Source organism: Pantoea sp. FN0307 (assembly GCF_050113815.1).
In the GTDB taxonomy this organism is placed as follows: Bacteria; Pseudomonadota; Gammaproteobacteria; order Enterobacterales; family Enterobacteriaceae; genus Mixta; species Mixta alhagi.
The window spans coordinates 633,739-659,771 of sequence record NZ_JBNJSO010000001.1 but is presented as its reverse complement, the minus strand read 5'-3'; the positions used below and the strand labels follow the sequence as shown (position 1 = coordinate 659,771).

The following is a 26,033-nucleotide window of genomic DNA, read 5'->3' as shown; positions in this document are numbered from 1 at the left end:
AGGCTGGTCTCTGTCGCCAGCCTGCTTAACAAGTTAAATAGTCAGCGTTATATCAGAGCAGATCGCGCCATGACATTATCAGCGCCGCCGGTAATGGATCGGCGCGCACCCCTGGCGATGGCTGCCAGCTATCCCAGGCGCGAAAAGCCGAGAAATCCAGCCCGGTCAGGCTTTCCAGCCCACTCACCGTAATCCGAAACTCATCAACCTGTGGCACCTTATCCTGCTGCGCGGTGGCAATGACTCGCCGTGGCTCATCCAGCAGATTCGCCTGGCTAACCAGTAACGCCGTGGCCTGCGGCTCTCCTTCATTACCGATGCGTAATACCACTTTCCAGTACATCAGCGGCACCTTCGCCTCACCATATTGTCGCCACTGATCGTCAAGGACCGGGCCAGTGAGCACTGTAATCTGCTTTTTACTCTGCAGTACGCCATATTCCAGAATATAACGCTCTATGCCCTGCCAGTACTGCAGGCTCTGATTAAAACGAAAATGCTGCGGTGAACAGTTAGTAAAATGAAAGGTATCTTTATTGGCGCGGATCGCCTCCTGCGGCGTTCCCCAGGTTGGATCGCTGCGACGGGTCAGATGGCCGCGATCGAACCAGCGGCTGAATTCGCGATAAAAAGACTGAACCAGATAATAGCGGCTGTCGATGCGGCTATCCTCATACCAGCTGTCGCCTTCTGCCAGCAGCGAAGGCTGACCACTGTCGCGATTGATGTTGATATAGCGCGCGCCATCAATATTGGTGGCGGTAAGAAAAGCGATGCGTCGCTCGGCACAGAGGGCCAGCGAAAAGTTCTGGTAATCCAGAATCGCCTCGGTGCCGGTCGCGCCGGATCGCAGCGGGGCGATTTCCGCCGCTCTGGGCGTCAGGATCTGTGCCAGCGGCACCGCGTGATCGGTTAAAAAATCTGCCTGATAGCCGTTACGGTTAGCATAATTCGCATCTGGCGCGGCGCGTGCCAGTTCTGTGAGCGTCAGCGCGCGTTCGCCGCGTAGTGCTGCAATCAACCGCTGACGCGCTAAGGGTTCCAGCTTTACCGCCTCTGCTTTTAACCAGTCCACCAGGGCGCTGACACGAATGCCCTCATTAATCAGGGTGCCGCTTTCGTCCTGTGCCGCACCGTGATGAAGCGCCACCAACTCCCAGCTATCGTTAAAAACCGGCGCGCCGGAAGAGCCTTCTTCAGTATCCGCCGTGTAATGCAGGACATTTGCCGCCGCGCTGCCCTCTTCCCCACGCGCCAGCAAATAGTTATCACGTAGCGCCACCTGCTGCGCCGCGCCTGCAGGATGCTGAAGGATATTTACCGCCATGCCCAGCCGGTGTTTATCGGGTCGATCGCTAAGCATTATCTGGCCAGGCAGCGCCGCATCGGCATCGCCCGTGCGCTGTTCACCCAGCGCAACCAGCGTACAATCGAGCTCATCCTCCGGGCTGGTTAGCCAGAAACTATCGGCATCCAGCGAGTAAATAGCGGTTGCAGCGCTGTTATCCTGCTCATTCAGCCAGTAGCCGAACTCCACGCTATAGCCAGCGGCGCGCTGGCGATCCGGTAATACGTGAAAGCAGGTAACAAACAGTCCGGCCCCCGTGAGAAAACCGGTACCTTTCGGGACGCCATCTTCCCGTACCAGCGCCACTGCTTTGGCCCGTTCAGCACCCTGCAGTAAAAAGCCGGTGGGTAAAAAATCCGCTTCCGGGCCGATGATTGCCGTCCTCTCCAGCATGCGCTGGAAAGCATAACGCTGCGCGCGTCGGCTATCCGGCTCAGCCAGCTCAAGTTTGCCTTCGGCTATGGCCTTCACGCTCTGTTTGCGCTGGGCCGTGGTCAATGTCAGCCGCTGCCGTACCAGATATTCTGTCTGCCTCATGGTTTCTCCTTTCGCCTTGCTGTTAAACCGCCTCCATAACCATAGTCACCTTTACGCACATCGGCACGGCGCTTAACAGAGCAGGATAACCTCGCATTGCTGTTTTCTTCAGCATTCAATCGCTTTTTGCGAATCAGGCTTTGACAAGCGCTAACGCCCTCGATATTATGCGCCCCGTTCACACGATTCCTCTGTAGTTCAGTCGGTAGAACGGCGGACTGTTAATCCGTATGTCACTGGTTCGAGTCCAGTCAGAGGAGCCAAATTCAGAAAAAGCAGACGCCAGGCGTCTGCTTTTTTGCTTTCCAGCTCCGAATACTTTTCACTCCCTTTCCTGCCTCGAAACAACTTACATCGTTCTGTACATTTTCCACTTATCTCAATACATCCCTGTACCTACGCCATAAAGCTATGCCGCCATAAAGTGACTGTTATAAGGCTTTTTTCGTGCCAGAGGTGAATTTTTGGTCATACATGCTGACCGGAAGCCACAAAATGATCTATTAGCAAAATTTCTGATGTTTAATTTTAGTTAAGTCAAAAAAACCGCCGCAAAAGGAAAATGCAATTATAAATTTAAAAACTTGATTTATCTTCATGGCGGGATTTAAATCTTAAAAAAGTATCTCAAGTGCTGAAAGGCAGCATAAAATAGCGCTCAGGCGTTAAGTGTGTGCTAAAAGGCTCATTCGTTATAAAGCACTTGTCGTTAAATCCTTTCATAGACGGGTCAAGAACTTCCCATTGCGGCCGTTTTTTTTAATAATAATCTATAACCAATATTAATAATTTTTCCGCACTCCAACAAAAAATCTATTTTTATTATAAAAAACAGATTTAATATTCCTTTTTTACTTATTAGAGCCGTAGATGTAAGGCAGGTTATATTACTTTGTAAATAAAATAACCATCCTCTGTAATGAGGATTTACTTTTATCATCAATTTGACATGGCACTGTAAAAATAATTAATCTACGGCTCCTTGAAAGACCTATCAGATAATTCTTAGCGTTATAGCAACGTTATATTTATTGGTAAAAAAGCATGAACCTTAACGCAATGTTAAAGGGATTCAGATTATGGCGTGCAGGCAACGTCATATGCCAGGGAAGCGTTTCACTATTGTTAATGATGCTTGTTAGCGGCCAGGCACAGGCATCGTTAATACTTGATCAGAATCGAGTAGTGCTGAGCGCTAATGAAGGCGGAATGGGGGTAGTAAAAGTAGATAACCCTACAGACCGTGATTATCTCATACAAAGCTGGATTACCACTGATAATAACGGTGTGCAGGAAGCGCTATTTGTACAGCCGCCGCTGGTAAAAATCAAAGCACATCAGAAAGTTGCCTTGCATATAGAGGCTATCGATTCTTCTCTTGCTGAACAACCACAGGAGCAACTTTATCGGCTCAATGTTAAAGAGATCCCTAAAGTTGAAGAGAAAAGCGGCTCGCAGCTGATATTAGTGATGCTGACAAAGGTTAAAATATTATATCGCCCTGCTGCGGTATCGCCTGAGATGGGCAATCAATATAAAAAGTTGACGTGGAAAAAAGCCGCAGGAAAATTACAGGTTTATAATCCAACGCCCTATTATGTAACCTTTAGCAAAGTCTGGGAAGGAAACGACACGGCGCATGCGCTGGATGCCGACATGGTTTCGCCCCACTCAACAATGTTAATAAAAGGCTATCACGGCGCTTCTGATATTAATTACCGTATTATTAATGATTATGGTGATATCAGTAAGCCGGTACATGTCAAATTATAATTTCTCCTGACATCCAGATATTTAACGTTTTCGATTGGTGTCGAAGATGTTGTTTACTACTTGTTGGTTAATATTAAAAAAGGAAAGAAAAGTGAATAAATTAAAAACAGTTTCTTTGGGCTTATTAATGGTGACCTCTTCTGCCGCTTTTGCGGAAGGTGAAGGCAGCGTGGTACATTTTAACGGTCATGTTAATGAACCAACCTGTGCCATTGTTCCTGCCGACCAGAATATTACGCTGGAAACTGTTGGTGCCAGTGCCTTTGACAAGGTAGCCATTGGCGATAGCATTGAAAATGGCTCCCGTGATTTTGAAATTCATGTTAATTGTGAAGATCAAAATTTAGGTAACCATATAAAACTGGTTATGAAGGCATCTGCTGATGAAAATCAACCCAAGGCATTAAGAAATGCCAGCAATAATACCAGCGGTGTTGGCCTGGAAGTTTTTTACAATAATGAAGTCCTGGCGCCTAATCAAGAACTGGATGGCAGCCGCATTAATAACCTTAATAAAGGCGATGACAATATTAATATGAAAGTGCGCTATGCGCGCCTTAGCAACAATATCACCGGCGGTGACGTAAGTGCCGACGTTACTTTCGTAACGGAATATCGTTAATTCTCGTTATCATCCTGCTAAAAATCAGCCATGGCTCAGGCCATGGCTGTTCTCTCTGGCTTAAAGTTATGAGCGCCGTAAATAAACCTGCTACAACGCTACTATTTGTTGTTTGTCTGGGCTGCATGGGCGCAGCATCATTGAAGGCCGAAGAGAAGTTCGATTTATCACTGCTGGAGAATCAAACACAGGTCAATCGACAAGATGCGGAAATATTTAACGGCGACAGCGATATCCTGCCCGGGAAGTACTCTTTTAAAATTTTAATTAACGATCAGGAAGTGGCAGAGCAGGATGTTGTGTTTCGTCTCTATCATGGTCGTAGCGAGCCGCTGTTCGCCTGTCGTGATTTACAGGAATGGGGCGTTCACATTGACCGCTGCCCTCAGGCAGAAAACTTTCTTTCCGCCTGGGTACATGATGCCAAATTTGATATTGATCTGAGCGAAAACAGGCTGATGTTAACGCTGCCTCAACAGGCCTGGAGCAAACCGAACCTGTATGATATCGCGCCTGGCTGGCGGTGGGATAACGGTATAAACGCCGCTTTTGTCAATTACGACCTTTCCGCACAGCGTTATCAAAGCAGCAGCGTCAGCAACGATTTTTACGGCAACCTGAGCAGCGGCGTTAATCTTTTTGGCTTTCACCTGCGCAATGATGGCTATTTTTCTGCGCCTGAGATGGCGCATGCACGTTATCAAAGCAGCAGTAGCTGGCTGGCTTATGATATTGACCGTCTGCGTAGTACGCTAACCGTTGGCGACTTTTATACCAGTGGCAGCCTGTTTCAGGGAACCACGCTGCGTGGCGTCTCGCTGATGACCAATATGGCGATGTTTTCAAACACCGAACGCAGCTATGTACCTGCCATCATAGGTTCCGTTAGTTCGAACGCCACGGTTATTGTTAAACAGAACGGCTATGTGATCGCCACCCGGCAAATTCCCCCCGGCGCCTTTAATATCAATGATGTCCCCGTTTCTTCCTCGGCGGGTGATATTGACGTGACGATTATCGAAGCCAGCGGGAAACGGCAGCACTTTACCCAGCCGTTCAATACCAACAGCTTTCAGCTACCGTCACATAGCCTGCGCTATACCTTAAACCTTGGCGAAAGCCGACAGCATAACGCACAGCGCCTGCTGGAAGGCACGTTGTTATATGGGCTGAACAATACCTTTACGCTGTTGAACGGCGTGCAGTATGCCGCTGATTACCGCAATGTTGCTATCGGGATGGGCGCTAACGTACGCTGGCTGGGCGGCGTCAATGTGCTGTTTAATCAAAGTCAAACCACACGCTATCAGCAACAGCGTACCGGTAGACAATTACAGCTGGGCCTGAGCCGTTTTCTGCCGCTGACCGACAGCTATCTTTATGCTTCCGCCACGCACCGCTTTAATCCTTACTATCAGGAGTTTGGCTACTCTCCGCGCGCGGTGAGTACCGGGCTGGCGAGCGGCTATCGCAATAAATATAGCGTGCAGCTCAGCCAGAACATTAAAGGGATGAATCTGGCACTGAATTACAATCAGGAAATTGACTGGCTCGGCAGGCGTTATCGTAACTGGCAGACCAACCTTAATTTCAATATCAGGCATGCTACGCTGCTTACTTCCTGGTCACGCCGCTATTCAGCGGGACATGCTGCTGAAAATTATCTCTCAGTGAGTATCAGCCTTCCTCTGGGAAGAGAGCGAAACCACTATCTTGATATGAGTCATAGCAGCGGCAACAGCCATAGCAGCCATCTCTCTTTGACGGGACAGATGGGCGAAGAGAGAAATCTCGCTTACAGCCTGGGCGCGGCTAAAAGCGGATCTGAATATCATTATGATGCCTCGGCCAACTACACTTCCAGCCAGGGGGTAGCCCGTGCCGCATGGTCGCGTGGCCGTTCAACGGAGCAATGGCAGGCGGGCGCACGCGGCTCAGTAGTGCTGCATTCGCATGGCATAACGCTGGGTCAGTACCTGAGTGAAAGTGCTGCGATCGTTCATACACCACATATTGCCGACGTCAGGATAGAAAACGCACAGCATGTCGCGACCGACCGCTGGGGAAATGCAGTGGTGCCGAGCCTGGTGCCCTATTACTACAATGAATTAGCGCCCACGCTGGATAGGCGACACATTCGTACCATTAAGCTTGATGAAGTGGTGCATCGTCTGGTGCCGCGTGAAGGGGCGATTGTGGCGGTGGAACTTAGCGCCTCGCTCAGCAGCAACACTATGCGCGTATTACCCAAACCAGCGGACAGCCACTGCCGTTTGGTGCCATTCTGTATGATGCGGACAATCGTAACCGGGGCGTACTCTCCGCAGGCGGCGTCATCTCAATGGATATTTATCAACTAAAGTGGCCGCTGCATATCAGCCTGGCTGACAAACAGCGCTGCACTATTGACCAACCGGCACAAAAAAGCACAGAGAAGAGAATCTGGCATCTGATCTGCCATCGTTGAAGCTGGCGGCAAAATAAGGCTGGCAGGAGAAAAAATAAAAACGGGCCGCAACGCGGCCCGATAAACATGGGTCAGCACAACCGCTGACCGCAGAGATTACTGATTCTGTCCCGGTACTTTATGAACGCCCATGGACTTGAGTTTTTTAGAGAGCTCACGACGCTCTTTTGACAGATCGGCATTTTTGATGATGTATTCATCCACGCGATCTTCATAGTCGCTGCGCATGCTGGCGATGATCTCCTGAATCGCTTCAACGCTCATGCCCGGTTTAATGTATTCGCTCAGGTTATCCAGCAGCAGCACACGTTTCTGGTTGTCACGAATTTTCTTTTCCACATCGTGAATTTCGCGCTGTAGTTTGTTCTTGCGACGGTTCATGCGCACGAACTCAAGCACGTCCTGAAATGATTGCTTTGCATTTTCCATGTTGACACCTTTCATTAGGCCTGCCTGAACAGGCGGTATTGTCGTAGCCTTCAGCTTAGCGGCTCGCCTGGGCCGATGGCAATTTTCACATTTAAATTCGGACTGTGGGACATTTTAGCGCGAAATCTTGCGCAGCCACAGCTTCGATTGTCGAAACGATTATTTACGCATGGCCAGCCGAATCAAATCCGACAGCCGTTCCAGCTGTTTCGCCAGCTCCAGGCTCAGCCAGACATAGCCATGAATCGGCGTTTCCACCAGCCGATCGCGGTCATTTTCCGCAATCAGCTGCCGCAATTCGCGCACAATCTCCGCCAGCTCATGATGATTGGCCGCGACCCGATCGGCGTTGCCTTTAATCAACATTTCCGCCAATGCGTTAAAGGTATTTTCCGTCATCTGCTGCGTACGACGTAAGGTGGATGCATTCAGCAAAATCAGATGGCTGGCACGGGAAGACCACCAGGCATTGATTTGCAGCTCGAGGGTACAGAGAATATTGCGGTTAGTGGTTTGGATCCCTTCCAGCACCGATTTCGGAATACGCGTCTCTTTGCTGGCAGGTTCCAGCAACGAACGCATACGCACCACATCGCTTAATACCCGCTGTAAAGGTTTATCGAGACGCGGCTTATCCACCAGGTTCGGTGAAAAGCCGGCATGATAAATTTTCGCCATTGCTGACAGCGAATCAGAGAGCTTAATGCGCCAGTGAATATAGGCTTTTTGTGGCCAGATACTGGTAAACAGCAGCGCCAGCAGCGAGCCGAGAATCACGTCGCCGCTGCGCCACAGAGCCGTGGTCATGTCACCCGCTGGCGCGCCGCAGACCACCGCCAGCGTAATGCCAATCAACAGTGCCATATAAGGCCGCCTGCCCAGCGTCAGGTAGCCGCAGATAAACATCACTACTGTACACCACGCCAGCATTACCGGCAGTGAAATCAGCTCCAGCTTCAGGGCAATCAGCCCCGATATCGAGCCAAAAAAGGTGCCGCCAATCCGCTGAAGCGCGCGCGGAAAAACGTTCCCCCACGCGGAGACCGGCCCCATCACTACCACCAGCGTAATCAGCGGCCAGCTTCCCTCCGGAATTTCGCTCAGGCGCACCAGCAAGAACGTCAAAACAAAGCCCAGCGCAATGCGAACGCCATGGACGATACGGTAATGTCGGTAAACGCTGAATTCAACGGTTGAAAGCGGCTTATCGGGGCGCAAGCATAGTCTCCAGGGTAATGAAAAACGGAAGGTTATCATAACCTGGCGACACCATCAGGATGAGACTTTCGTCTATATTTTGCTGATGTTTAACTTCATTTTACATTAAGGAAAAGAGTGATTAACGCAGCAGATGACATATTGATACACCCGACGCGGTAGATCGCGTCAGGTGCGTACCGTTATTACCGCTCTGTGCCCGGTGCCATATGAGCCGTTACTGCCGCCTGCAAATATTGCAGCAGATCGGGCGTAAGCCAGGTCCCTTCCATCAGCTGCGGCTCCTGCTGCATCGCCTGACGGATTTTATTTTGCGTCTGTGGGTTATCGCTGGCATAAGAGCGAAACAGCGCCAGCCAGTGCGCACCGAGCGCCCGCGCCTCCTCTGCTTCCGGCGCGACGCCGCGCATCATCGCTTCGCGCAGTCGGCTAATCAACGCTGGCCACTCCTGCATGCGATCAAAGTAGTGCGCCCGTACAAAAGCGTACTCCTGTTCATCAAGATAGCGCTGGAAAATAGCCAGCTTGCTTTCCGCGAAGGCGCGCGTAACGTAATCCAGCATCGCAGGGGTGATCCCGGTTTGCTGCTGCATCGCTGGTTCATTGAGATGCATGGTGGTCAGACGCTGCAGGAAAGCGGGATTATGTGCGGTATCGCGCTCCAGCATCTGCATCCAGCGACGAGCCAGCGCCTGAGCCTCCGGCTCCTGCGGCGCAATGCCGTTGTCCTGTAGCTCCAGCAGCTTTTGTACCAGCTGCTGCCACTCCGCCTCTCGCTGCGCATCCGCCTGGTAAAAAGGCAGCTGCGTTAACTCTTCCGCCGTAAAATAGTTATCGTACATGGTCATCATCTCTAACGTTGTTAGCCAGTCCGTCAGCTCGGGTTCGCCGCCCCGGGAGAGCTGCTGATATAGCTGCCCCAGCCGCTGCCGCAGCTGTTGCATCTGTGTCAGCTGGCGATCGAGCGCCTCTATCTGTTGAGTCAGCACCTGCGGTAAAGAGAGTGCGCCATCGCTCAGCAGCGGATCGATTTCCGCCAGCGGCACGCCAAGGCGTTTCAACGCCTGAATCTGATGCAGACGACGAATATCGTCACGGTTGTACAGTCGATAGCCCGCCTCGCTGCGCGCCGACGGCACCAGCAGCCCGATGCTGTGGTAATAGTGCAGCGTACGTACCGTTACGCCCGTGCGTCGGGCCAGTTCACCTGCCTGCAATAACATGACTCTCTCCTTGCTCAACGTTAACCAAGGATAAAGGCTGACGTGGCGTCAGGGTCAAGAGGAATGACAAAGGAAAAACGTGAAAAGGAAAACAGGCGGATTTAGCATTAACAAAACACGGCAGAGGCGAGAGCTCGCCTCTGCCTGCCGGTTAAAATTTCTGCTTGAGATAATCACTGATTTTGGTCACGATACCGCCCTCTTCCACCTTATTCAATGTCATTAGCGGATAGCTGGCCAGCACCTGATCTTTGTCGATCACCTGAATCATGCCGACCTTCTCGCCCTGTTTTAGCGGCGCATCAAGATCTTTGCGATCGATAACATATTTCGCTTTGATGCTCTCTATCGCGCTACGCGGTACCGACAGATAAATATCCTCGGCGGCGCCTACTTCTACCTGATGCGGGTTGCCATACCACACGGTCTCTTTGCCCAGTGCTTTGCCAGCATGAAACAGCTGCACGGTATCAAAATTACTGTTGCCCCAAATCAGCAGTTTCCGCGCCTGCTCTTCACGGCCTTTAGCGCTTTTACCGCCCATGATGACGGCGATCAGCCGGTGACGGCCCTCCAGGCTGGAGGCGATCAGGTTAAAACCGGCGCTTTCGGTATGACCGGTTTTCAGGCCATCGACATGCAGGTTTTTATCCCACAGCAGCCCGTTACGGTTCTGCTGAGTGATGCCGTTCCAGGTAAGCGATTTCTCGCTGTACATCTGATAGAAATCGGGCTCGCCGTTGATGATGGCGCGCGAAAGCACGGCCAGATCGCGGGCGGTGGTATGCTGGCCTGGCGCATCCAGTCCGTGAACGGTTTCAAAATGGGTGTGCGTCAGCCCCAGCTTCGCCGCATAGTCATTCATCATTTTGACAAAGGCGTCCTGGCTACCGGCAACATGATCGGCCAGCGCGACGCAGGCATCGTTGCCGGAATCGATGATCACGCCACGACTCAGATCGCGTACCGTAACCTGTTCGCCCGGCTTGAGGAACATCAGCGAAGATCCTTTAAATACCGGATTTCCGGCGCCCCACGCATCCTGACCAATAGTCACCTTATCGTCCCGGCTGATGCGGTGCTGATCGATAGCGCGATCGACCACATAGCCGGTCATCAGCTTGGTCAGACTGGCAGGATTGCGCTGTTGATCGGCATTGCCTTCGGTCAGTATCTGCCCGGTGGTAGCGTCCATTAACACCCAGGATGCAGCATCCACCGACGGCGGCGTAAGCGGAAAAGAGATGGAAGCCGCATGGGCCTGAAATGCTAAAAACAGAAAACCGGTAAGAGTTGCAAACTGACGCCTTTTCAACGGAACACCCTCAATCAAAACATGAATTTAACCAGGGCGTTGTTGTACGGGATTAAGCGGTGATTTTTCTGAATAAATTGCAAATAATTATGTATTTAGCATCGGCCCATTTGCGGGTTATTGCGCCGTTTTTCTGCGGCATATTATTCGTCCCCATTAGCCCCTGACCTTCAATAATAAAAAAGCCACCTGACGGTGGCTCACCTGATTCACATTTGCTGAGGAAATTAGTGCGGGATTTCGGTCATTGATTTAACGTCAGAACGGTTGATCTGCTGCTCATTTCCGTTGGCGTCTTTATACTTAATCAAGCCGGTAGCATTGTCCTCTTTGGGTTTGCCATCACTGACAATTGTCCGTCCATCGTTAGTATGGATGGTGTAGTTGCTGCTGGAACATCCCGCTAATGGCAGGGCTGCGGCAAATGCAAATGCTAATAATGCTGTCTTTTTCATCATAACCTCCTGTTCAGATATTTACTCTTAATGTTTAGCACACTTTAATCATTACGCAATTTATCGCCTCTTTCTTTCCTGTGGCCTTTGTAATATTTCGAAAGCAATTAGCGCCCGGTTTTTCAGCTGCTTTGGCGACGTGTTCTATTCTTTAGTCACCGTTCCACAACAGAACACAGAGAATGATGAAACATAAAAATCGCACTATTGGTATTGCTCCCTACGGTGGATCGGCTGGCGGCTGGGGCGCGCTTAAGGCCGTTGCCGATGCATTGCGCGGACAGATGTCAGTGAAGCAGGATGTTATCGCGCTGTTTAAAGTCAACCAACCGCAAGGCTTCGACTGCCCCGGCTGCGCCTGGCCCGATCCACGTCACGCCTCATCTTTTGAGTTTTGTGAAAATGGCGCTAAAGCCGTCTCCTGGGAAGCCACCAGTAAACGCACTACGCCGGAATTTTTTGCCGCGCATACGGTAAGTGAACTGTGGCAGCGCAACGCATTTGAACTGGAGGGCGAAGGCCGCCTGACGCATCCCATGAAATATGATGCCGCCAGCGATACCTATCAGCCCATTGAGTGGGAAACTGCGTTTCGTGAAATAGGTGAGAGATTGCAAAGCTATAGCGATCCGGACAGCGTCGAATTTTACACTTCCGGGCGTGCTTCCAACGAGGCGGCTTTTCTCTATCAGCTATTTGCGCGGGAATATGGCACCAATAACTTCCCGGACTGCTCGAACATGTGTCATGAGCCCACCAGCGTTGGCCTGCCGCAGTCGATTGGCGTCGGCAAAGGCACGGTTGAGCTGGAAGATTTCGATCATTGCGATCTGGTGCTCTGCATCGGCCATAATCCCGGTACCAATCATCCGCGTATGCTGGGAACGCTGCGCGAAGTCTCTAAACGCGGCGCGACTATTGTGGCGATTAACCCGCTGCGCGAGCGTGGGCTGGAGCGCTTTACGTCGCCGCAAAGCCCAATTGAGATGCTGTCGCTCGGCTCAACCGCGCTGGCCTCCACCTACTATAAAGTCCGTGTCGGCGGCGATGCAGCAATGTTAAAAGGCGTGATGAAAGCGCTGCTGGCGATGCATGAGCGGGCGCTAAAACAGGGCCAGCCAGGCGTTATTGATGAGGAATTTATCCGCGAACACACGGAAGGCTTTGAAGCGCTGAAGCAGGATCTGGAAGCGACCGAATGGCCGCATATCCTGAAGGTTTCCGGTATGGATTATAAGGAGATCCTGAACATTGCCCGCCTGTATGCCACATCAGAAAAAACCATTATTTGTTACGGCATGGGCATCACTCAGCATCAGTACGGCACCCAGAACGTACAGCAAATTGCTAATCTGCTGCTGATGCGCGGCAATATCGGCAAGCGTGGTGCCGGCATCTGTCCGCTGCGCGGTCATTCCAATGTACAGGGTGACCGCACCGTAGGCATTACTGAAATTCCCTCGCAGGAACTGCTCGACAGTATTGAGAAAGTGTTCGGTTTCAAGCCGCCGCAGCATCATGGTCATGGCGCAGTCGCTGCCATACAGGCAATGCGCGATGGCAAAGCAAAAGCGCTGCTCTGCCTCGGCGGTAACCTGGCGGAGGCGATGTCCGATCCCAACGTGACTTTTGACGCGATGCGTAAGTTGGATCTGGTGGTGCATATGGCCACTAAATTAAACCGTTCACATCTGCTGTTAGGCAAGCATAATTACATTTTGCCGGTACTGGGCCGTACCGAGCTGGATGTGCAGGCGTCCGGGGAACAAAGCATTACCGTAGAAGATTCCATGTCGATGGTTCATGCCTCGCGCGGTATGTTAAAGCCCGCTTCGCCCTGGCTAAAATCAGAGCCGGCAATTGTCGCGGGGCTGGCTAAGGCGACATTGCCTGATACCAAAGTCAACTGGGATCAGATGATCGGGGATTACAGCTTTATCCGCGCGGCAATTGAAGCCGTTTTCCCCGCTTTCAAAGATTACAACCGTCGTATTCTGCAGCCAGGCGGCTTCCGTCTGCGCAATGCAGCCTCCGAACGGGAATGGGACACGCCCTCAGGCCGGGCGCAGTTTAAGGTTATGGAAGGAATTAATGAGGATCCGCGCTCGCTGAAATGTCACGACCTGGTGCTGACGACGTTGCGCAGCCACGATCAGTACAACACCACGCTGTATGGCCTGAACGATCGCTATCGCGGCGTGACCGGACGGCGCGATGTGCTGTTTATCAATGCGGACGAGGCGGAAAAACGTCAGCTGCGGGTGGGCGACAGGGTAAATATCATTGCGCTGGATCCCGATGGCAAACGCACCGAGCGCCGTATGGATAATCTGACTATCGTGGTGCTGGATATGGCAGGCGGCTCAGCGGGCGCCTACTATCCGGAAGCCAACGTGATGGTCCCACTTGACAGCCACGATACCGCCAGCGGCATCCCGGCATATAAAAGCATTCCCATTGAGATGGAACCCTGCGCGGTGCCGGTAGAAACATCCGGCGCTCTGCGCTGATTAAACGACTAAGTGATAAAAAGCCTCCGCTATTATCGGGGGCTTTAATATTTCAGAAGGCATCAACATATTATGTCGCCAGCGATCGTCTTGCGAATAGCTTGTATTTAATGTCGATAAGCATAAAGCGCGTCTCGGCCAGGATGCTGGAATATACCCTGCATGCAGCAAAATAATTTATATCTGGTTGTTAACGATATGAGTAACCTTTTCAACTAAAAACAGATTAAAAAAACCATTATCAGGTTATTATCTCTTTTCGTGGCGTGTGAAATTATTTACCTATGAGGCTCGGCGGGTTTTCTGTGACAAAAGGCGCGCTGTTTTATATTAATGAGCACGGCGAACTGATTTGCCGCGACCCACTGGCGTTTAAGTTTGACGGGGCGCAGGATATTATCCGTGAATATAACCGATCGGTTGCTCGCCGCGACTACAGCAAACGGGGCGGTAAACCGCACCCTACTGCGTTACCTGCCCGGCGAACGAAAAAACAGCCCGCGCCGTTCAGCACTATCAACAGCAAAGCCGCCGGAAGACTGCTGGCGACAGGCGGGATTTATCATCAGAACCCAGAAATGTTTGCTGATACCGTACGTAAGCCAGGCGGAGATGCCACGAAAGGATTTGACCAGGTGCTAAATGAGCAGACTGCAGGATCGCTAATTGCATTAAGTGCTTTGTTTACTGCTGCCCGGACTGGAGTACACCCGGGCTCTATTATCGAATTAAAAAACTGGAAAGCTATCTGGGACGCTATAAAGGAAACCGAATGTTACTGCAAATCATTGATGTGGTAAAAATCAATTATGTCAAAAGAAGCAGCGCGGTTCAGAGAACGTTAAGGAATTCATTTAATAATAGTGTCAGACGAGAATTTGCAAAAAACATTGCCGAGCATCCAGATATTATTAACCGTTTGGATGCACCACAACGAAAGATCCTACGGACTGGACAGATACCAAATGGGTTTAGTGTCCATCATAAGCTTCCTCTGGACGATAACGGAACAAACGATTTTTCGAACCTGATATTAATCAGAAATAAAATATAACATTCTATTTTTACAACTACTCAAAATGCCATCAGCCGTGGCCTGGCACCAGGCGACCGTAAAACAGTTTTATGGCCAGTTCCTAAGGGAGTAATTTATCCATGAAGGAAAAATTGAGCGGGTTAGCATTAGCTGGACATGAGTTTACTTTTTTGAGTAAAAACATGGGTTATGAGATTAGTCCTCCTTATACGGGTAAGATCCCCTCACACGATTTTGGTCGAGGAATTGCAGCGCAGCAGGCCAAATTTTGGCAGCAATATGGCGTATTATTATGCATTAGTAATGGATTATTCGCTGATGGTCATATTTTCTACGGCCTGACGACCGATGGCGATGAACCCGGATTACTCAAATTTAATGATGTGTTGAATACACAAGGTTTCGAATGCGAGGGCATGCAGGGGCGCATTGTTATTGGCAGTAATAATACCGATACGCTTTATTACGACACCGCCACTGAGCGATGGGGATCCTGTGATCGCATCGGTACTGAAAAAGTATGGGAAACCTGCGAAACTCTGGCAAAATCAATAGAAACTCAACGCGCTATGTTGAGAGAGAACCACCCAAACTTATAGGTAAAAAGAGCGCCAAACTACGCGCCTCCACAGCATCGCTATCTGGCGGTTCTGATGAACCGGAATATGGTTTACCATGTAACGAACATTACCACTCAGCAGTCAATGGATAACATTTTGGCCAACGAACGCGCGCAACCGACCTTTCTCTTTCATGACTATGAAACCTTTGGTAAAAGCCCGGCGCTGGATCGACCAGCGCAGTTTGCCGGCATCCGCACCGATATGGATTTCAATATTATTGGCGAGCCGGAAGCGTTTTATTGCCAGCCCGCCGATGATTACCTGCCGCAGCCGGAAGCGGTAATGATCACCGGGATTACGCCGCAGCTGGCACGGGCGCGCGGCGTTAAGGAAGCGGAATTCGCCCGGCGTATTCATGAGATTTTCACCGTCGAAAATACCTGTGTGGTGGGCTATAACAACGTGCGCTTCGATGATGAAGTCACGCGCAATCTCTTCTATCGCAATTTCTACGATCCCTATGCCTGGAGCTGGCAGAACGGTAATTCGCGCTGGGATCTGCTGGATGTGATGCGCGCCTGCTATGCGCTGCGTCCGGAAGGTATTGTCTGGCCAGAAAATGAGGATGGATTACCGAGCTTTAAACTGGAGCAGCTAACGCAGGCCAACGGCGTGGAACACACTCAGGCGCACGATGCGATGTCAGATGTTTATGCCACCATTGCTATGGCGAAGCTGGTGAAAACCAAACAGCCGAAGCTGTTTGATTTCCTCTTCAGCCATCGCACAAAGCAGAAAATCAATACGCTGATTGATATTCCACAGATGAAACCGCTGATGCATATCTCTGGCATGTTCGGCGCACTGCGCGGGAATACCAGCTGGATTGCGCCGCTGGCCTGGCACCCGGAAAATCGCAATGCCCTGATCGTTTGCGATCTGGCGGGTGATATCACGCCGCTGCTGGAGCTGGATGCCGACGCACTACGCGAACGCCTCTACACTCCGCGTCAGCAGCTGGGTGATGCTGCTGCGGTGCCGATTAAACTGGTGCATATCAATAAATGTCCGGTGCTGGCACCTGCTAACACGCTGCGCCCGGAAGATGCCAGTCGGCTTGGCATCGATCGCCAGCACTGCCTGAATAATCTGGCGGTGCTGCGCCAGCATGCAGAGATCCGTGAAAAAGTGGTTGCCCTGTATGCCGAGGCGGAGCCTTTTACCCCTTCGCCGGATGTTGATGCCCAGCTCTATAACGGCTTTTTCAGCGATGCCGACAAAGCGGCAATGAACATTATTCAGCAAACGGCACCCGCTAACCTGCCGGCGCTCGATCTGACCTTTAACGATGCACGCATCGCCCCGCTGCTGTTTCGCTATCGTGCACGTAATTTCCCGGGCACGCTCGATGACAGCGAGCAGCAGCGCTGGCTGCAGCACCGCCGCGAAGCCTTAAACAGCGAACGCATTGAATCTTTCCTGCTGGAGCTGGAGTTGCTGGCTAACCTACACGACGGCGATAATGAGAAGTTAACGCAACTGAAAGCGCTGTATGACTACGCGCGTGAACTGGTCTCATAAAAAAGCCGTCCTGCGGGACGGCTTTTTGTCTTGCGCAAGGCATCAGAAGCGCAGTGAAGCGCCAATATATGGGCCGTCAGCCAGCACGTTATCTTTGCGATCGCCTTTGTTGTTCATTTCGGCATATTTATAGCCAACCCGCACGTTCAGCAGCGAAATCGGTGTAAAGCTGATGCCGCCAGAGGCTTCCTGATAGCTGTCGAGATGATCGGTAAAGGATTCCGGTGAATAGTAATATTCGCCGTACAGGCCGATCATCTTCGTGACCGGCAGGCTGATACCAGCGCCTACGGCGGCGGCAAAGCCACTTTTACCATCTTCCGGATCGATCCACATGGCTTTGATGCCAGGCGTCAGGAAAACAGAACCAATTTCCACGTTATAACCCAGACGCAGGCCCGAAACGTTGCCGTCATGATCGCTGCGCATCCAGTTGCCGGACAGGCTCAGGCCAGGGGAAGTGGTTCCCAGTCCAACGTTCAGGTTGGTGTAATGTTCACCCACATCAACGCTGCCTTCGATAGCCTGCGCTGCTCCCGTTGCCAGCATCAGCGCAAGACCGCTGCTTACCACTACTTTTTTAAACATTGCCAACTCCATTGATTCAGGCAGATATTGCTGGCGCAGGGTAACCAGGCACGCGACCGGTTACAAGGGATTTTGTCTGAGTCCCTCCGCCCTGAAAACCGCCCCGCATCGCGCTTGCGCCTGACTATCGCGCAACGCTGCTCGATAGTCAGCCACAAAAAAGGCCAGACAGTGGTCTGGCCTTAACATTTTGATGCCGGTAGCGATTAATCGCGGCGAATCAAAGTGATTCTTCGCTGTACTGCGGTACCGGATTACGGAAGCTGCGGGTGACGACGGCGAGATAAATAATCCCGACCGCAGCCCAAATCAGCCCCAGCACCATTGAACTCTCTTCGAGGTTCACCCAAAGCGCGCCTACTGTCAGCGCACCGCACAGCGGCAGCAGCAGGAAGTTGATATTGTCCTTCAGCGTATAACGGCGCTTTTCACGGAGCCAGAACTGCGCGATGACCGACAGGTTTACGAAGGTAAAGGCAACCAGCGCACCAAAGTTAATCAGCGCCGTGGCCGTTACCAGGTCAAAGCGGATCGCCAGTAGCGCGATAGCGCCAACCAGCAGCACGTTCAGCGCCGGGGTACGCCACCTGGGATGTACGTAGCCGAAGAAACGCTCCGGGAACACGCCGTCGCGCCCCATCACGTACATTAGACGGCTTACGCCCGCGTGCGCCGCCATACCGGAAGCCAGCACCGTAATGCAGGAGAAAATCAGGATGCCGAACTGGAAGGTTTTACCCGCCACGTAAAGCATGATCTCCGGCTGCGAGGCGTCAGGATCTTTAAAGCGCGAAATGTCCGGGAAATAGAGCTGCAAGAAGTAAGAGACCACGATAAAGATGATGCCGCCTACCAGCGCCGTCAGGAAAATTGCTTTCGGGATCACGCGCTCTGCATCTTTGGTCTCTTCTGAAAGCGAGCTGATACCGTCAAAGCCCAGGAACGAGAAGCAAAGAATAGTCGCACCGGTGATCATCGGCACCACATGAGCATTCTCCGACCAGAACGGACGGCTGCTCACCAGCGTGCCCGCGCCTTCACCGTGCGCAACGCCGTAAATCACCATCGCCATCAGCGCGATTATTACCGCGACCTGCAGCACCACAATCAGGCTGTTGAAGTTTGCTACGGTTTTGATGCCGCGCAGGTTCGTCAACGTCATAAAGCCCACCAGCAGCACGACGAAAATCCATGAAGGCAGATCCGGCACCAGCGCTTCAAAATAAATTTTCGCCAGCAGGATGTTGATCATCGGCATAAACAGATAATCAAGCAGCGATGACCAGCCAACCATAAAGCCAACGTGCGGGCTAATGGTTTTCTGCGCATAGGTGTATGCGGAACCCGCCGATGGGAAGCGGCGTACCAGCTTACCGTAGCTCAGCGCAGTAAACAGAATGGCAATCAACGCAAAAGCGTAAGCGGTGGCAACGTGACCCTCAGTCAGACCGGATACGATACCGAACGTATCGAACAGCGTCATCGGCTGCATATAGGCCAGACCAATCATCACCACCGGTAATAAGGTCAGTGTTTTTTTCAGCTGCGTGCGCGGCTGAGCGGTATGCGTATTATGCGTCATGGTTTAGTCCCCCCATAGCGGCGGCCTGATTGAGGCGGACCACAGGGAAACTTCGCGCTATGCGAGAAAGAGTCTTCAGAGGCGTGAGGGAAGAAGCGTTGGCAAGGCTGCCGGTTGCGCCATAATCATCACGGAGTCGAACACCAGCGAAAGCCAGTGAGAAGTTAACGAGTTGCCCCATCTTGTTTTCCTTTAAACCACACGGTGAACGTGTTACGTGTATCTATCCGGCACGTAGGCCGGCCTCTTTTATGAATGAGCCTGATTAAATGCAAAAAAATAACCGACGCCTGAAGCGCCGGTTATCTGTCTATTTTGCAGGGCGCATATTCTGCACTACCCGGAGGGAGGATGACAAGATGTTGAGACCTTCAGATACAATTTCTTTTTCAGCCGTTAGGGGAATAAGAAAACGAATTACATTGGCGCGCACGCCACACGCCAGCAGCACCAGCCCCTGACGTCCCGCTTCCTGCACCAGCGCCTGGGTCAGCGCCTTCGCCGGACGCTGCGCATCGCCCTCTTCCACCAGTTCCATGGCGATCATCGCCCCCAGATGACGGATATCGCCGATACAGTCATACTGCGCCGCCAGCTGCTGCAGAAAGGCTACTACCTGCTCGCCCTGCTGCTGCGCACGCAGGTTAAGCTGCTCGCGTTCAATGATCTCCACCACCGCCAGCGCCGCAGCAACCCCCATTGGCGAACCGGCATAGGTGCCACCCAGCCCGCCCGCCTGCGCTTTTTGCATCAGTGAAGCACGACCCACCACCGCCGACAGCGGGAAACCGCCAGCCAGGCTTTTCGCCATGGTGATTAAGTCAGGCTCCACGCCACTGTGTTCGATGGCAAAGGTTTTGCCGGTACGACAGAAGCCGCTCTGGATCTCGTCAGCGATCAGCACAATGCCATGCTCATCGCAAAGATGACGCAGCTGGCGCATAAAGTTGGCCGATGCGGCATAAAAACCGCCCTCGCCCTGTACGGGTTCAATAATAATGGCCGCCACATCATCCGGAGAAACGTCGGCCGCAAAAATCCCCTGCAGCGCGCCCAGCGCCTGGCTTTCACTGATGCCTAAATAGCTGATGGGATAAGGCGCATGGAAGATACCGCCCGGAAAAGGACCGTAGCCTTTTTTATAGGGCTGCACTTTACCGGTCAGCGCCATGCCCAATAGCGTGCGCCCATGAAAACCGCCGCGAAAAGCGATTATCCCGGCGCGACCGGTGGCGATACGCGCTACCTTGATGGCGTTTTCCACGGCTTCCGCGCCGGTTGACATTAGCAGCGTTTGCGTGGGTTCGGCAATCGGCACCAGCGCATTCAGCTTCTCCGCCAGCTCGACATAGCTGCCGTAAGGCGTAACCTGAAAGCAGGGATGGGTAAAGCATTCCAGCTGCGCCTGTACCGCGCGCATAACGTCTGGATGATTATGACCGGTGTTTAATACCGCAATGCCCGAGGCAAAATCGATATAGCGCCGCCCTTCCACATCCCACAGCTCCGCGTTGCGCGCTTTAGCGATATAGACCTGAAGAGAGTTCCCCACGCCGGGCGTAACCGCTGCCTCGCGCCGCGCCTGCCACTGTTGATTGGTTTGCATCACCACCACCTCAGGCGTTTTTTAACATCCAGTCAATTTCAGTTGCGGTAATCAGCCGTTCAAACTGCATCAGCTCATGATGTTTGCAGCAGTGCCAGACAAAGCTAAAGCGTTCGCCCAACAGATCCTGCAGCGTGCGGCTACGGGCAAACAGATCCAGTGCTTCGCTCTGCCGCACCGGGAGCGGCGTGCCCACTGCTTCATGACCGTTGCCGGTCACCGCTGCCGGAAGCGGCAGTGCATTATCCAGCCCGTGCAGAATGCCAGCGAAAATCGCTGACATCACCAGCCAGGGATTGGCATCAGCGCCGGCAACGCGATATTCAACGCGGCGGTTTTCAATGTCGCCACAGGGAATGCGCAGCGCGACGGTGCGGTTGTTATGTCCCCATGACGCCTGCAGCGGTACCCAGGATTCCGGGCAGAAGCGGCGGTAAGCATTCACGTTGGGTGCCAGCAGCGCCATCGAGGCAGGCATCAGATCGATCATCCCGGCCAGCGCCCGCTTCAGCAGTGGCGAATCGCTGCCGTCATCGCAGGCAAAGGCGTTATGGTCGGCAGCGTCCAGCATGCTGACATGCACATGCATACCGCTGCCCGCATACTCTTCATAAGGTTTCGCCATAAAGGTGGCGGTCATGCCGTGGTTTTCCGCCACCTGGCGAATCAGGCGTTTGAGCTGAAGCGCATGATCGCAGGCGCTCAGCACGTTGCGCGTATGCCGCAGATTGATTTCAAACTGGCCCGGCGAGGCTTCCGCCAGCGCGCCATCGCCAGGAATGCCCTGCAGCTGCGCCAGCCGGTCAATATCCCCCAGAACCTGGGCGAAATGGTCAAGATTATCCACGGAATAGACCTGGCTTTGCATGCTGCGCTCATCGCTGCCGGGCGTACAGGGCGGTTGAATAAAACCGTCGTGGTCGCGTTGTTTATCGACCAGATAGAACTCCAGCTCTACCGCTACCACCGGAAACAGTCCCCGGTTGCGCAAGCGCTGCCAGAGATTGTTTAAAACATTACGGGGTTCAACGTCAAAGGGAGTGCCATCTTGATTACGCATGGTCAGCAGCAGTTGTGCTATGCGGTCGGGATCGGAAGCGGAAGGAACCAGCGTGCCCTCAACAGGCGTACAGATATTATCCGGCTCGCCCAGCGCCTGGCCTAAACCAGCCTGCTCGACGGTATTGCCCAGAATATCCATCGCAAACACGGAGGCCGGGAAGTAACAGCCCTTTTCCAGTTTCGCCAGGCTGCCTATCGGGATACGTTTACCGCGAAAAATACCGTTCAAATCATTGAGGAGAATGTCGACATATTGCGTTTCAGGATGGCGTTCCAGATAGGTTTTTACCTCATTCTGGAACGCGCTGGTTCGCATCTCTTCACTATGTCTTGTGAAGTCTTCTACTTCTACCAGGTTTGTCATGATCCCACCCGCCATTTACCGTTTTAGAAGGGTTGTGCGTACTGCTCAAAATAACGGCCATATTTAGAACATAGTCATAAGACAAAAAGTGTGCAAATGTTACAGAGTGGTTTGAATATTGAACAAAGCCTGTCTAGATTGTAAACAGACAGGCAGGTCATAAAAAGCCTGTACGCGCTTAACCCGCCCGCCAGCGCCCCGCAAGGAGGTCAGGAAACAGCATAGGCTCTAAGCGGTTTTGTCAGAAATAATTGCCAGCCGGAGACCAACGATGTGGAAAGAATAATAGACAATCCGCTTATCGGCGTAGTGATGTGCCACACAGTAAAGGATGGGCATCCAGGCTGGGTTCTCTATCAAAAATATCTCGATGCGATTATGGATGCCGGCGGTGTGGTTATCGCGCTGCCCCACCGGCCAGGGCTGGGCGAGATAATCTCTCAGCGTACGCTGCCGTTGTTTGACGGCCTGCTATTGCCGGGCAGTCCCAGCAATATTGAACCCTGGCGCTATGGCGCGGCAGGTGAAGAAGAAGAGAGCGATCCGGGGCGTGACGAACTGGCGATGCAGCTGATCCCACAGGCGCTGGCGCTGCGGCTGCCGTTGTTGGCCATTTGCCGCGGCATGCAGGAGCTGGCTGTAGCCGCAGGCGGCACGCTCAACCGTCAGTTGCCGGATGAAAAGGTGCTGCATTATGCCGACACTGACGCACCGCTGGCCGAGCAGTATGCGCCAGCGCATCATATTGCGCTAACGCCAGACGGCCAGCTGGCACGTCTGCTGGGCAGCGCCGCACCGCTACAGGTTAATTCGCTGCATAAACAGGGCATCAAAGATCCGGGCCCACGGTTATGGCCGGAGGCGATCGCAGAGGATGGCGTGATTGAAGCGGTCTCTGTTCCCGAACACCCGTTTGCCATTGGCGTACAGTGGCATCCGGAGTGGCAACACCAGCATTCCTGCGCCTCATCCCGGCTGTTTGAGGCATTTATCAGCGCCTGTCATCAATATCGCAAGGAAAAACGGCTATGAACGAAGCCACTCTCGCCCCCGGACGACGTCTGTCTCAAATCCGGCAAGAGTTAGGTTTGTCGCAGCGGCGCGTTGCTGAGCTCGCCGGGCTGACCCACAGTGCCATCAGCACCATTGAACAGGATAAAGTCAGCCCTGCTGTCAGTACGCTGCAAAAGCTGCTGACGGTTTACGGGCTGTCGCTGTCAGAATTTTTTTCAGAGGCGGTAAAAAATAGCCCGCCGAAAATGGTGATTGAGCAGGATGAGCTGATCGATATTGGCAGCCAGGGCGTCTCCCTGAAGCTTATCCATAACGGCAGCCTCCGCCATAATCTGGCAATGCTGCTGGAAACCTACCAGCCAGGTGCCACGACCGGTGAAAAAATTCGTCATCCCGGCGAGGAAACCGGCACGCTGCTGGAGGGTGAAATCACGCTGACTATTAACGGGCAGCGCTACCAGCTGCATGCCGGGCAAAGTTATATTATTGATACCGGTCAGCCGCACAGTTTTAGTAATACCTCGAATCGGGTCTGTCGTATTGTCAGCGCCCATACGCCCGCTAACTTCTGAGAGCCAGAGGAGACCGCCGTGAATCATGTGGATAGCTATTACGCCGCAACGGCTAATTCGCATCAGCCCTGGCCGCAGCTGGATGGCTCGGTACAGTGCGATGTGTGTATTATCGGTGCCGGATTTACCGGTCTCTCTTCGGCGCTGTTTTTAACCGAGGCGGGCTATGAGGTGGTAGTGCTGGAGGCGGAGAGCGTCGGCTACGGCGCCAGCGGGCGCAACGGCGGACAAGTGGTGAACTCTTACAGCCGCGATATTGATGTGATTGAGCAGCGCTACGGCACCGACGCGGCGCGCATGCTGGGCAGTATGATGTTCGAGGGTGCCGATATTATTCGCGATCGCATCGACCGCTACGCCATTGACTGCGATTACCGACCCGGCGGCATTTTCGCCGCGCTGAATGCGCGTCAGATGCAGCATCTGCGCACGCAGCAGCAGCTCTGGGAGCGCTACGGTAACCATCAGCTTGAGCTACTGGATGAGCGCGGCATCCGACGCGCCATTGGCACCGAGCGTTATGTCGGCGGGCTGCTGGATCGGCGCGGCGGCCATCTGCATCCGTTAAACCTGGCGCTGGGCGAAGCAGAAGCGATACGTCGTCACGGCGGCCGGATTTATGAACAGTCGGCGGTGGAAAAAGTAACCTACGGCACGCCCAATATCGTTAAAACCGCACGTGGCGACGTCAGCGCTAAATTTGTGATTTTTGCCGGTAACGCCTATCTGGCACCGGAGCTGGAGCCGCGTTTGAGCCGTAAAAGCATGCCCTGCGGCTCACAGATTGTCACCACCGAACCGCTCAGCGTGGATCAGGCGCTGGCGCTGCTGCCGGACAATTACTGCGTTGAGGATTGTAATTATCTGCTGGACTATTTCCGCTTAACCGCCGACAACCGCCTGCTGTACGGCGGCGGCGTAATTTATGGCGCACGTGAACCGCAGGATATCGCCGCGCTGATCCGTCCGAAGCTGCTGAAAACCTTTCCTCAGTTGCAAAACGTTAAGCTAAGCCATTGCTGGAGCGGCAACTTTTTACTGACGCTGTCGCGGATGCCGCAGCTGGGACGGCTGGATAAGCAGGTTTATTACATTCAGGGCGACAGTGGACACGGTGTTACCTTTACCCATCTGGCGGGCAAGCTGGTGGCGGAAACGCTACGCGGCGACGCCGAACGCTTTGACGCATTCGCCCGCCTGCCGCATCTGCCCTTCCCCGGCGGTCGACGTTTTAAAGTGCCGCTGACCGCCGTCGGTGCCGCCTGGTATGCACTGCGCGATCGGCTTGGTGTCTAATTGCCGCTGCGTTAACCCAACGGCATGGTGGCCGGATCGGGGTAACGATACTCAAATCCCAGTTCGTCGCAAATTTTACTGCCATCGACAATTTTGCCTTGTTTATTACCGGCAGCGGCAAAGGTTGGCGGCGTTAATCCCAGCTGCTGGGCGGCTGCGCTATAGAATTGCTCACGGGCCGGATGCGCCGGAGCGCTAAGGTTATAGATATGGCCGCCTTTTGGCGTTTGCAGCAGCAGCGTAATTGCCGCTACCACATCATCCACATGCACCAGATTCACGCCAAGTTCACCATCCGGCACATCAGTTTTACCAGCAAGAAAGCGTCCCGGATGACGCTGCGGCCCGACCAGACCGGCCAGCCGCAAAATATCGACCGAGGTACCCGGCAGATCGTGCAGCCAGTTTTCCAGCTCCGCCAGTGTCTTTCCGGCAACGGTAACCGGCTGCAACGGGCTATGCTCTTTCATCACGCCCGCGCCGTTGCCGTAAACTGAGGTGGAACTGGTAAAGATAATGCGCGGCACGTTAAACGCCAGCGCGCTGTCGACCAGGTTTTGCACCGCACGCTGATAATTTTCGCCGCCCTCTGCCGTACGGCTGGCTGGCAAGGTCACCACCAGCGCATCTACCGACAGCAGCGCCTCCAGCTCATCGGCATCGCACGCCAGTTCCGGGGTCAGCCGCAGCTCACAGCAGGCGATCCCGCACATGCGCGCCGCCTCGACGCCATCCGGCGTGGTTTTGCTGCCGCTCACCTGCCAGCCGCGCGCCGTTAACGCCGTTGCCAGCGGCATACCCAGCCATCCCAGACCTACAATCGCGACCTTTTTCATTTCTGCTCCTGCCCCTTCAGCTTGATTAACAATAAG

At 53.0% G+C, this 26,033-nt stretch carries 22 protein-coding genes and 1 tRNA gene; 12 read left to right on the top strand and 11 right to left on the bottom strand.

The genetic code is table 11. The features are described from left to right. Positions 1-52: 52 nt before the first annotated feature. A complete protein-coding gene (locus ACQE3Z_RS02985) occupies positions 53-1,885 on the bottom strand; it encodes a DNA/RNA non-specific endonuclease (protein ID WP_426972084.1) in 1,833 nt (610 codons plus the stop codon). Positions 1,886-2,072: 187 nt separating this feature from the next. Here ACQE3Z_RS02985 and ACQE3Z_RS02980 point away from each other — a divergent pair. The 5 genes from ACQE3Z_RS02980 to ACQE3Z_RS02960 all read left to right on the top strand — a co-directional run bounded on the left by ACQE3Z_RS02980 (position 2,073) and on the right by ACQE3Z_RS02960 (position 6,747). Continuing rightward, a tRNA-Asn gene (locus ACQE3Z_RS02980) sits at positions 2,073-2,148 on the top strand. Between the two features lie 781 nt (positions 2,149-2,929). Beyond that, on the top strand, positions 2,930-3,658 hold the full coding sequence (locus ACQE3Z_RS02975; RefSeq protein ID WP_426972083.1) for a fimbrial biogenesis chaperone: 729 nt from the start codon (positions 2,930-2,932) through the stop codon (positions 3,656-3,658). 91 nt (positions 3,659-3,749) lie between these two features. After that, positions 3,750-4,280, top strand: a complete 531-nt coding sequence (locus ACQE3Z_RS02970; RefSeq protein WP_426972081.1) for a fimbrial protein — start codon at positions 3,750-3,752, stop codon at positions 4,278-4,280. A gap of 68 nt (positions 4,281-4,348) precedes the next feature. After that, a complete protein-coding gene (locus tag ACQE3Z_RS02965) occupies positions 4,349-6,640 on the top strand; it encodes a fimbria/pilus outer membrane usher protein (protein ID WP_426972079.1) in 2,292 nt (763 codons plus the stop codon). Further along, positions 6,547-6,747 carry a hypothetical protein gene (locus ACQE3Z_RS02960; protein WP_426973041.1) on the top strand — a complete coding sequence of 67 codons (201 nt, stop codon included), beginning with the start codon at positions 6,547-6,549 and terminating at the stop codon, positions 6,745-6,747. The genes ACQE3Z_RS02965 and ACQE3Z_RS02960 overlap by 94 nt, the downstream gene beginning before the upstream one ends. A gap of 96 nt (positions 6,748-6,843) precedes the next feature. Here the strand turns inward: ACQE3Z_RS02960 and ACQE3Z_RS02955 are convergent, their stop codons facing one another. The 5 genes from ACQE3Z_RS02955 to ACQE3Z_RS02935 form a co-directional block, all read right to left on the bottom strand. Further along, positions 6,844-7,176, bottom strand: coding sequence for a DUF496 family protein (locus ACQE3Z_RS02955; RefSeq protein ID WP_085072333.1), 333 nt, complete (start codon positions 7,174-7,176; stop codon positions 6,844-6,846). A gap of 159 nt (positions 7,177-7,335) precedes the next feature. Continuing rightward, positions 7,336-8,394: an FUSC family protein gene (locus tag ACQE3Z_RS02950; RefSeq protein WP_426972077.1), complete on the bottom strand. Its 1,059-nt coding sequence runs from the start codon at positions 8,392-8,394 to the stop codon at positions 7,336-7,338. Between the two features lie 185 nt (positions 8,395-8,579). Then, a complete protein-coding gene (locus ACQE3Z_RS02945; protein WP_426972075.1) occupies positions 8,580-9,617 on the bottom strand; it encodes a MerR family transcriptional regulator in 1,038 nt (345 codons plus the stop codon). Positions 9,618-9,768: 151 nt separating this feature from the next. Beyond that, complete coding sequence (dacD, locus tag ACQE3Z_RS02940; RefSeq protein ID WP_426972074.1) at positions 9,769-10,932, bottom strand: serine-type D-Ala-D-Ala carboxypeptidase DacD; 1,164 nt, start codon at positions 10,930-10,932, stop codon at positions 9,769-9,771. Between the two features lie 227 nt (positions 10,933-11,159). Next, positions 11,160-11,387: a YgdI/YgdR family lipoprotein gene (locus ACQE3Z_RS02935; RefSeq protein ID WP_085071223.1), complete on the bottom strand. Its 228-nt coding sequence runs from the start codon at positions 11,385-11,387 to the stop codon at positions 11,160-11,162. 185 nt (positions 11,388-11,572) lie between these two features. Here ACQE3Z_RS02935 and ACQE3Z_RS02930 point away from each other — a divergent pair, with 185 nt between their 5' ends. The 4 genes from ACQE3Z_RS02930 (at position 11,573) to sbcB (ending at position 17,077) form a co-directional block, all read left to right on the top strand. Next, positions 11,573-13,897: an FdhF/YdeP family oxidoreductase gene (locus tag ACQE3Z_RS02930; RefSeq protein ID WP_426973039.1), complete on the top strand. Its 2,325-nt coding sequence runs from the start codon at positions 11,573-11,575 to the stop codon at positions 13,895-13,897. Positions 13,898-14,202: 305 nt separating this feature from the next. Further along, positions 14,203-14,697, top strand: coding sequence for a hypothetical protein (locus ACQE3Z_RS02925; RefSeq protein ID WP_426972073.1), 495 nt, complete (start codon positions 14,203-14,205; stop codon positions 14,695-14,697). Positions 14,698-15,052: 355 nt separating this feature from the next. Then, complete coding sequence (locus tag ACQE3Z_RS02920; protein ID WP_426972072.1) at positions 15,053-15,532, top strand: YrhA family protein; 480 nt, start codon at positions 15,053-15,055, stop codon at positions 15,530-15,532. A gap of 105 nt (positions 15,533-15,637) precedes the next feature. Further along, entirely contained in the window at positions 15,638-17,077 is a 1,440-nt protein-coding gene (gene sbcB, locus ACQE3Z_RS02915) for an exodeoxyribonuclease I (protein ID WP_426973038.1), read from the top strand. Positions 17,078-17,119: 42 nt separating this feature from the next. Here sbcB and ACQE3Z_RS02910 read toward each other — a convergent pair whose 3' ends face one another. The 4 genes from ACQE3Z_RS02910 to ACQE3Z_RS02895 all read right to left on the bottom strand — a co-directional run bounded on the left by ACQE3Z_RS02910 (position 17,120) and on the right by ACQE3Z_RS02895 (position 22,279). Then, complete coding sequence (locus ACQE3Z_RS02910) at positions 17,120-17,665, bottom strand: YfaZ family outer membrane protein (RefSeq protein ID WP_426972071.1); 546 nt, start codon at positions 17,663-17,665, stop codon at positions 17,120-17,122. 220 nt (positions 17,666-17,885) lie between these two features. Further along, positions 17,886-19,247 carry an APC family permease gene (locus ACQE3Z_RS02905; protein WP_426972070.1) on the bottom strand — a complete coding sequence of 454 codons (1,362 nt, stop codon included), beginning with the start codon at positions 19,245-19,247 and terminating at the stop codon, positions 17,886-17,888. 310 nt (positions 19,248-19,557) lie between these two features. Next, a complete protein-coding gene (gene gabT / locus ACQE3Z_RS02900; RefSeq protein ID WP_426972068.1) occupies positions 19,558-20,853 on the bottom strand; it encodes a 4-aminobutyrate--2-oxoglutarate transaminase in 1,296 nt (431 codons plus the stop codon). A 10-nt stretch (positions 20,854-20,863) separates the two neighbouring features. Further along, positions 20,864-22,279, bottom strand: a complete 1,416-nt coding sequence (locus tag ACQE3Z_RS02895; RefSeq protein WP_426972067.1) for a glutamine synthetase family protein — start codon at positions 22,277-22,279, stop codon at positions 20,864-20,866. Between the two features lie 273 nt (positions 22,280-22,552). On the opposite strand from ACQE3Z_RS02895, the gene puuD reads away from it, so the two are divergent. Genes puuD through ACQE3Z_RS02880 form a run of 3 tightly spaced genes read left to right on the top strand, consistent with a single transcriptional unit; the run spans position 22,553 to position 25,161 of the window. Next, complete coding sequence (gene puuD, locus ACQE3Z_RS02890; protein WP_426972066.1) at positions 22,553-23,311, top strand: gamma-glutamyl-gamma-aminobutyrate hydrolase; 759 nt, start codon at positions 22,553-22,555, stop codon at positions 23,309-23,311. Next, entirely contained in the window at positions 23,308-23,865 is a 558-nt protein-coding gene (gene puuR, locus ACQE3Z_RS02885; RefSeq protein WP_426972065.1) for an HTH-type transcriptional regulator PuuR, read from the top strand. The genes puuD and puuR overlap by 4 nt, the downstream gene beginning before the upstream one ends. Before the next feature lie 18 nt (positions 23,866-23,883). Beyond that, on the top strand, positions 23,884-25,161 hold the full coding sequence (locus ACQE3Z_RS02880) for an NAD(P)/FAD-dependent oxidoreductase (protein WP_426972064.1): 1,278 nt from the start codon (positions 23,884-23,886) through the stop codon (positions 25,159-25,161). 11 nt (positions 25,162-25,172) lie between these two features. Here ACQE3Z_RS02880 and ACQE3Z_RS02875 read toward each other — a convergent pair whose 3' ends face one another. After that, complete coding sequence (locus ACQE3Z_RS02875) at positions 25,173-25,997, bottom strand: SDR family oxidoreductase (protein ID WP_426972063.1); 825 nt, start codon at positions 25,995-25,997, stop codon at positions 25,173-25,175. Positions 25,998-26,033: the final 36 nt, after the last annotated feature.

Coding starts and splice junctions, on each gene's coding strand:
- ACQE3Z_RS02985 (WP_426972084.1), bottom strand. CDS start 1,885: ATGAGGCAGACAGAATATCTGGTACGGCAGCGGCTGACATTGACCACG.
- ACQE3Z_RS02975 (WP_426972083.1), top strand. CDS start 2,930: ATGAACCTTAACGCAATGTTAAAGGGATTCAGATTATGGCGTGCAGGC.
- ACQE3Z_RS02965 (WP_426972079.1), top strand. CDS start 4,349: ATGAGCGCCGTAAATAAACCTGCTACAACGCTACTATTTGTTGTTTGT.
- ACQE3Z_RS02955 (WP_085072333.1), bottom strand. CDS start 7,176: ATGGAAAATGCAAAGCAATCATTTCAGGACGTGCTTGAGTTCGTGCGC.
- ACQE3Z_RS02945 (WP_426972075.1), bottom strand. CDS start 9,617: ATGTTATTGCAGGCAGGTGAACTGGCCCGACGCACGGGCGTAACGGTA.
- ACQE3Z_RS02935 (WP_085071223.1), bottom strand. CDS start 11,387: ATGAAAAAGACAGCATTATTAGCATTTGCATTTGCCGCAGCCCTGCCA.
- ACQE3Z_RS02930 (WP_426973039.1), top strand. CDS start 11,573: ATGAAACATAAAAATCGCACTATTGGTATTGCTCCCTACGGTGGATCG.
- ACQE3Z_RS02920 (WP_426972072.1), top strand. CDS start 15,053: ATGAAGGAAAAATTGAGCGGGTTAGCATTAGCTGGACATGAGTTTACT.
- sbcB (WP_426973038.1), top strand. CDS start 15,638: ATGGATAACATTTTGGCCAACGAACGCGCGCAACCGACCTTTCTCTTT.
- ACQE3Z_RS02910 (WP_426972071.1), bottom strand. CDS start 17,665: ATGTTTAAAAAAGTAGTGGTAAGCAGCGGTCTTGCGCTGATGCTGGCA.
- ACQE3Z_RS02905 (WP_426972070.1), bottom strand. CDS start 19,247: ATGACGCATAATACGCATACCGCTCAGCCGCGCACGCAGCTGAAAAAA.
- gabT (WP_426972068.1), bottom strand. CDS start 20,853: ATGCAAACCAATCAACAGTGGCAGGCGCGGCGCGAGGCAGCGGTTACG.
- ACQE3Z_RS02895 (WP_426972067.1), bottom strand. CDS start 22,279: ATGACAAACCTGGTAGAAGTAGAAGACTTCACAAGACATAGTGAAGAG.
- puuR (WP_426972065.1), top strand. CDS start 23,308: ATGAACGAAGCCACTCTCGCCCCCGGACGACGTCTGTCTCAAATCCGG.
- ACQE3Z_RS02875 (WP_426972063.1), bottom strand. CDS start 25,997: ATGAAAAAGGTCGCGATTGTAGGTCTGGGATGGCTGGGTATGCCGCTG.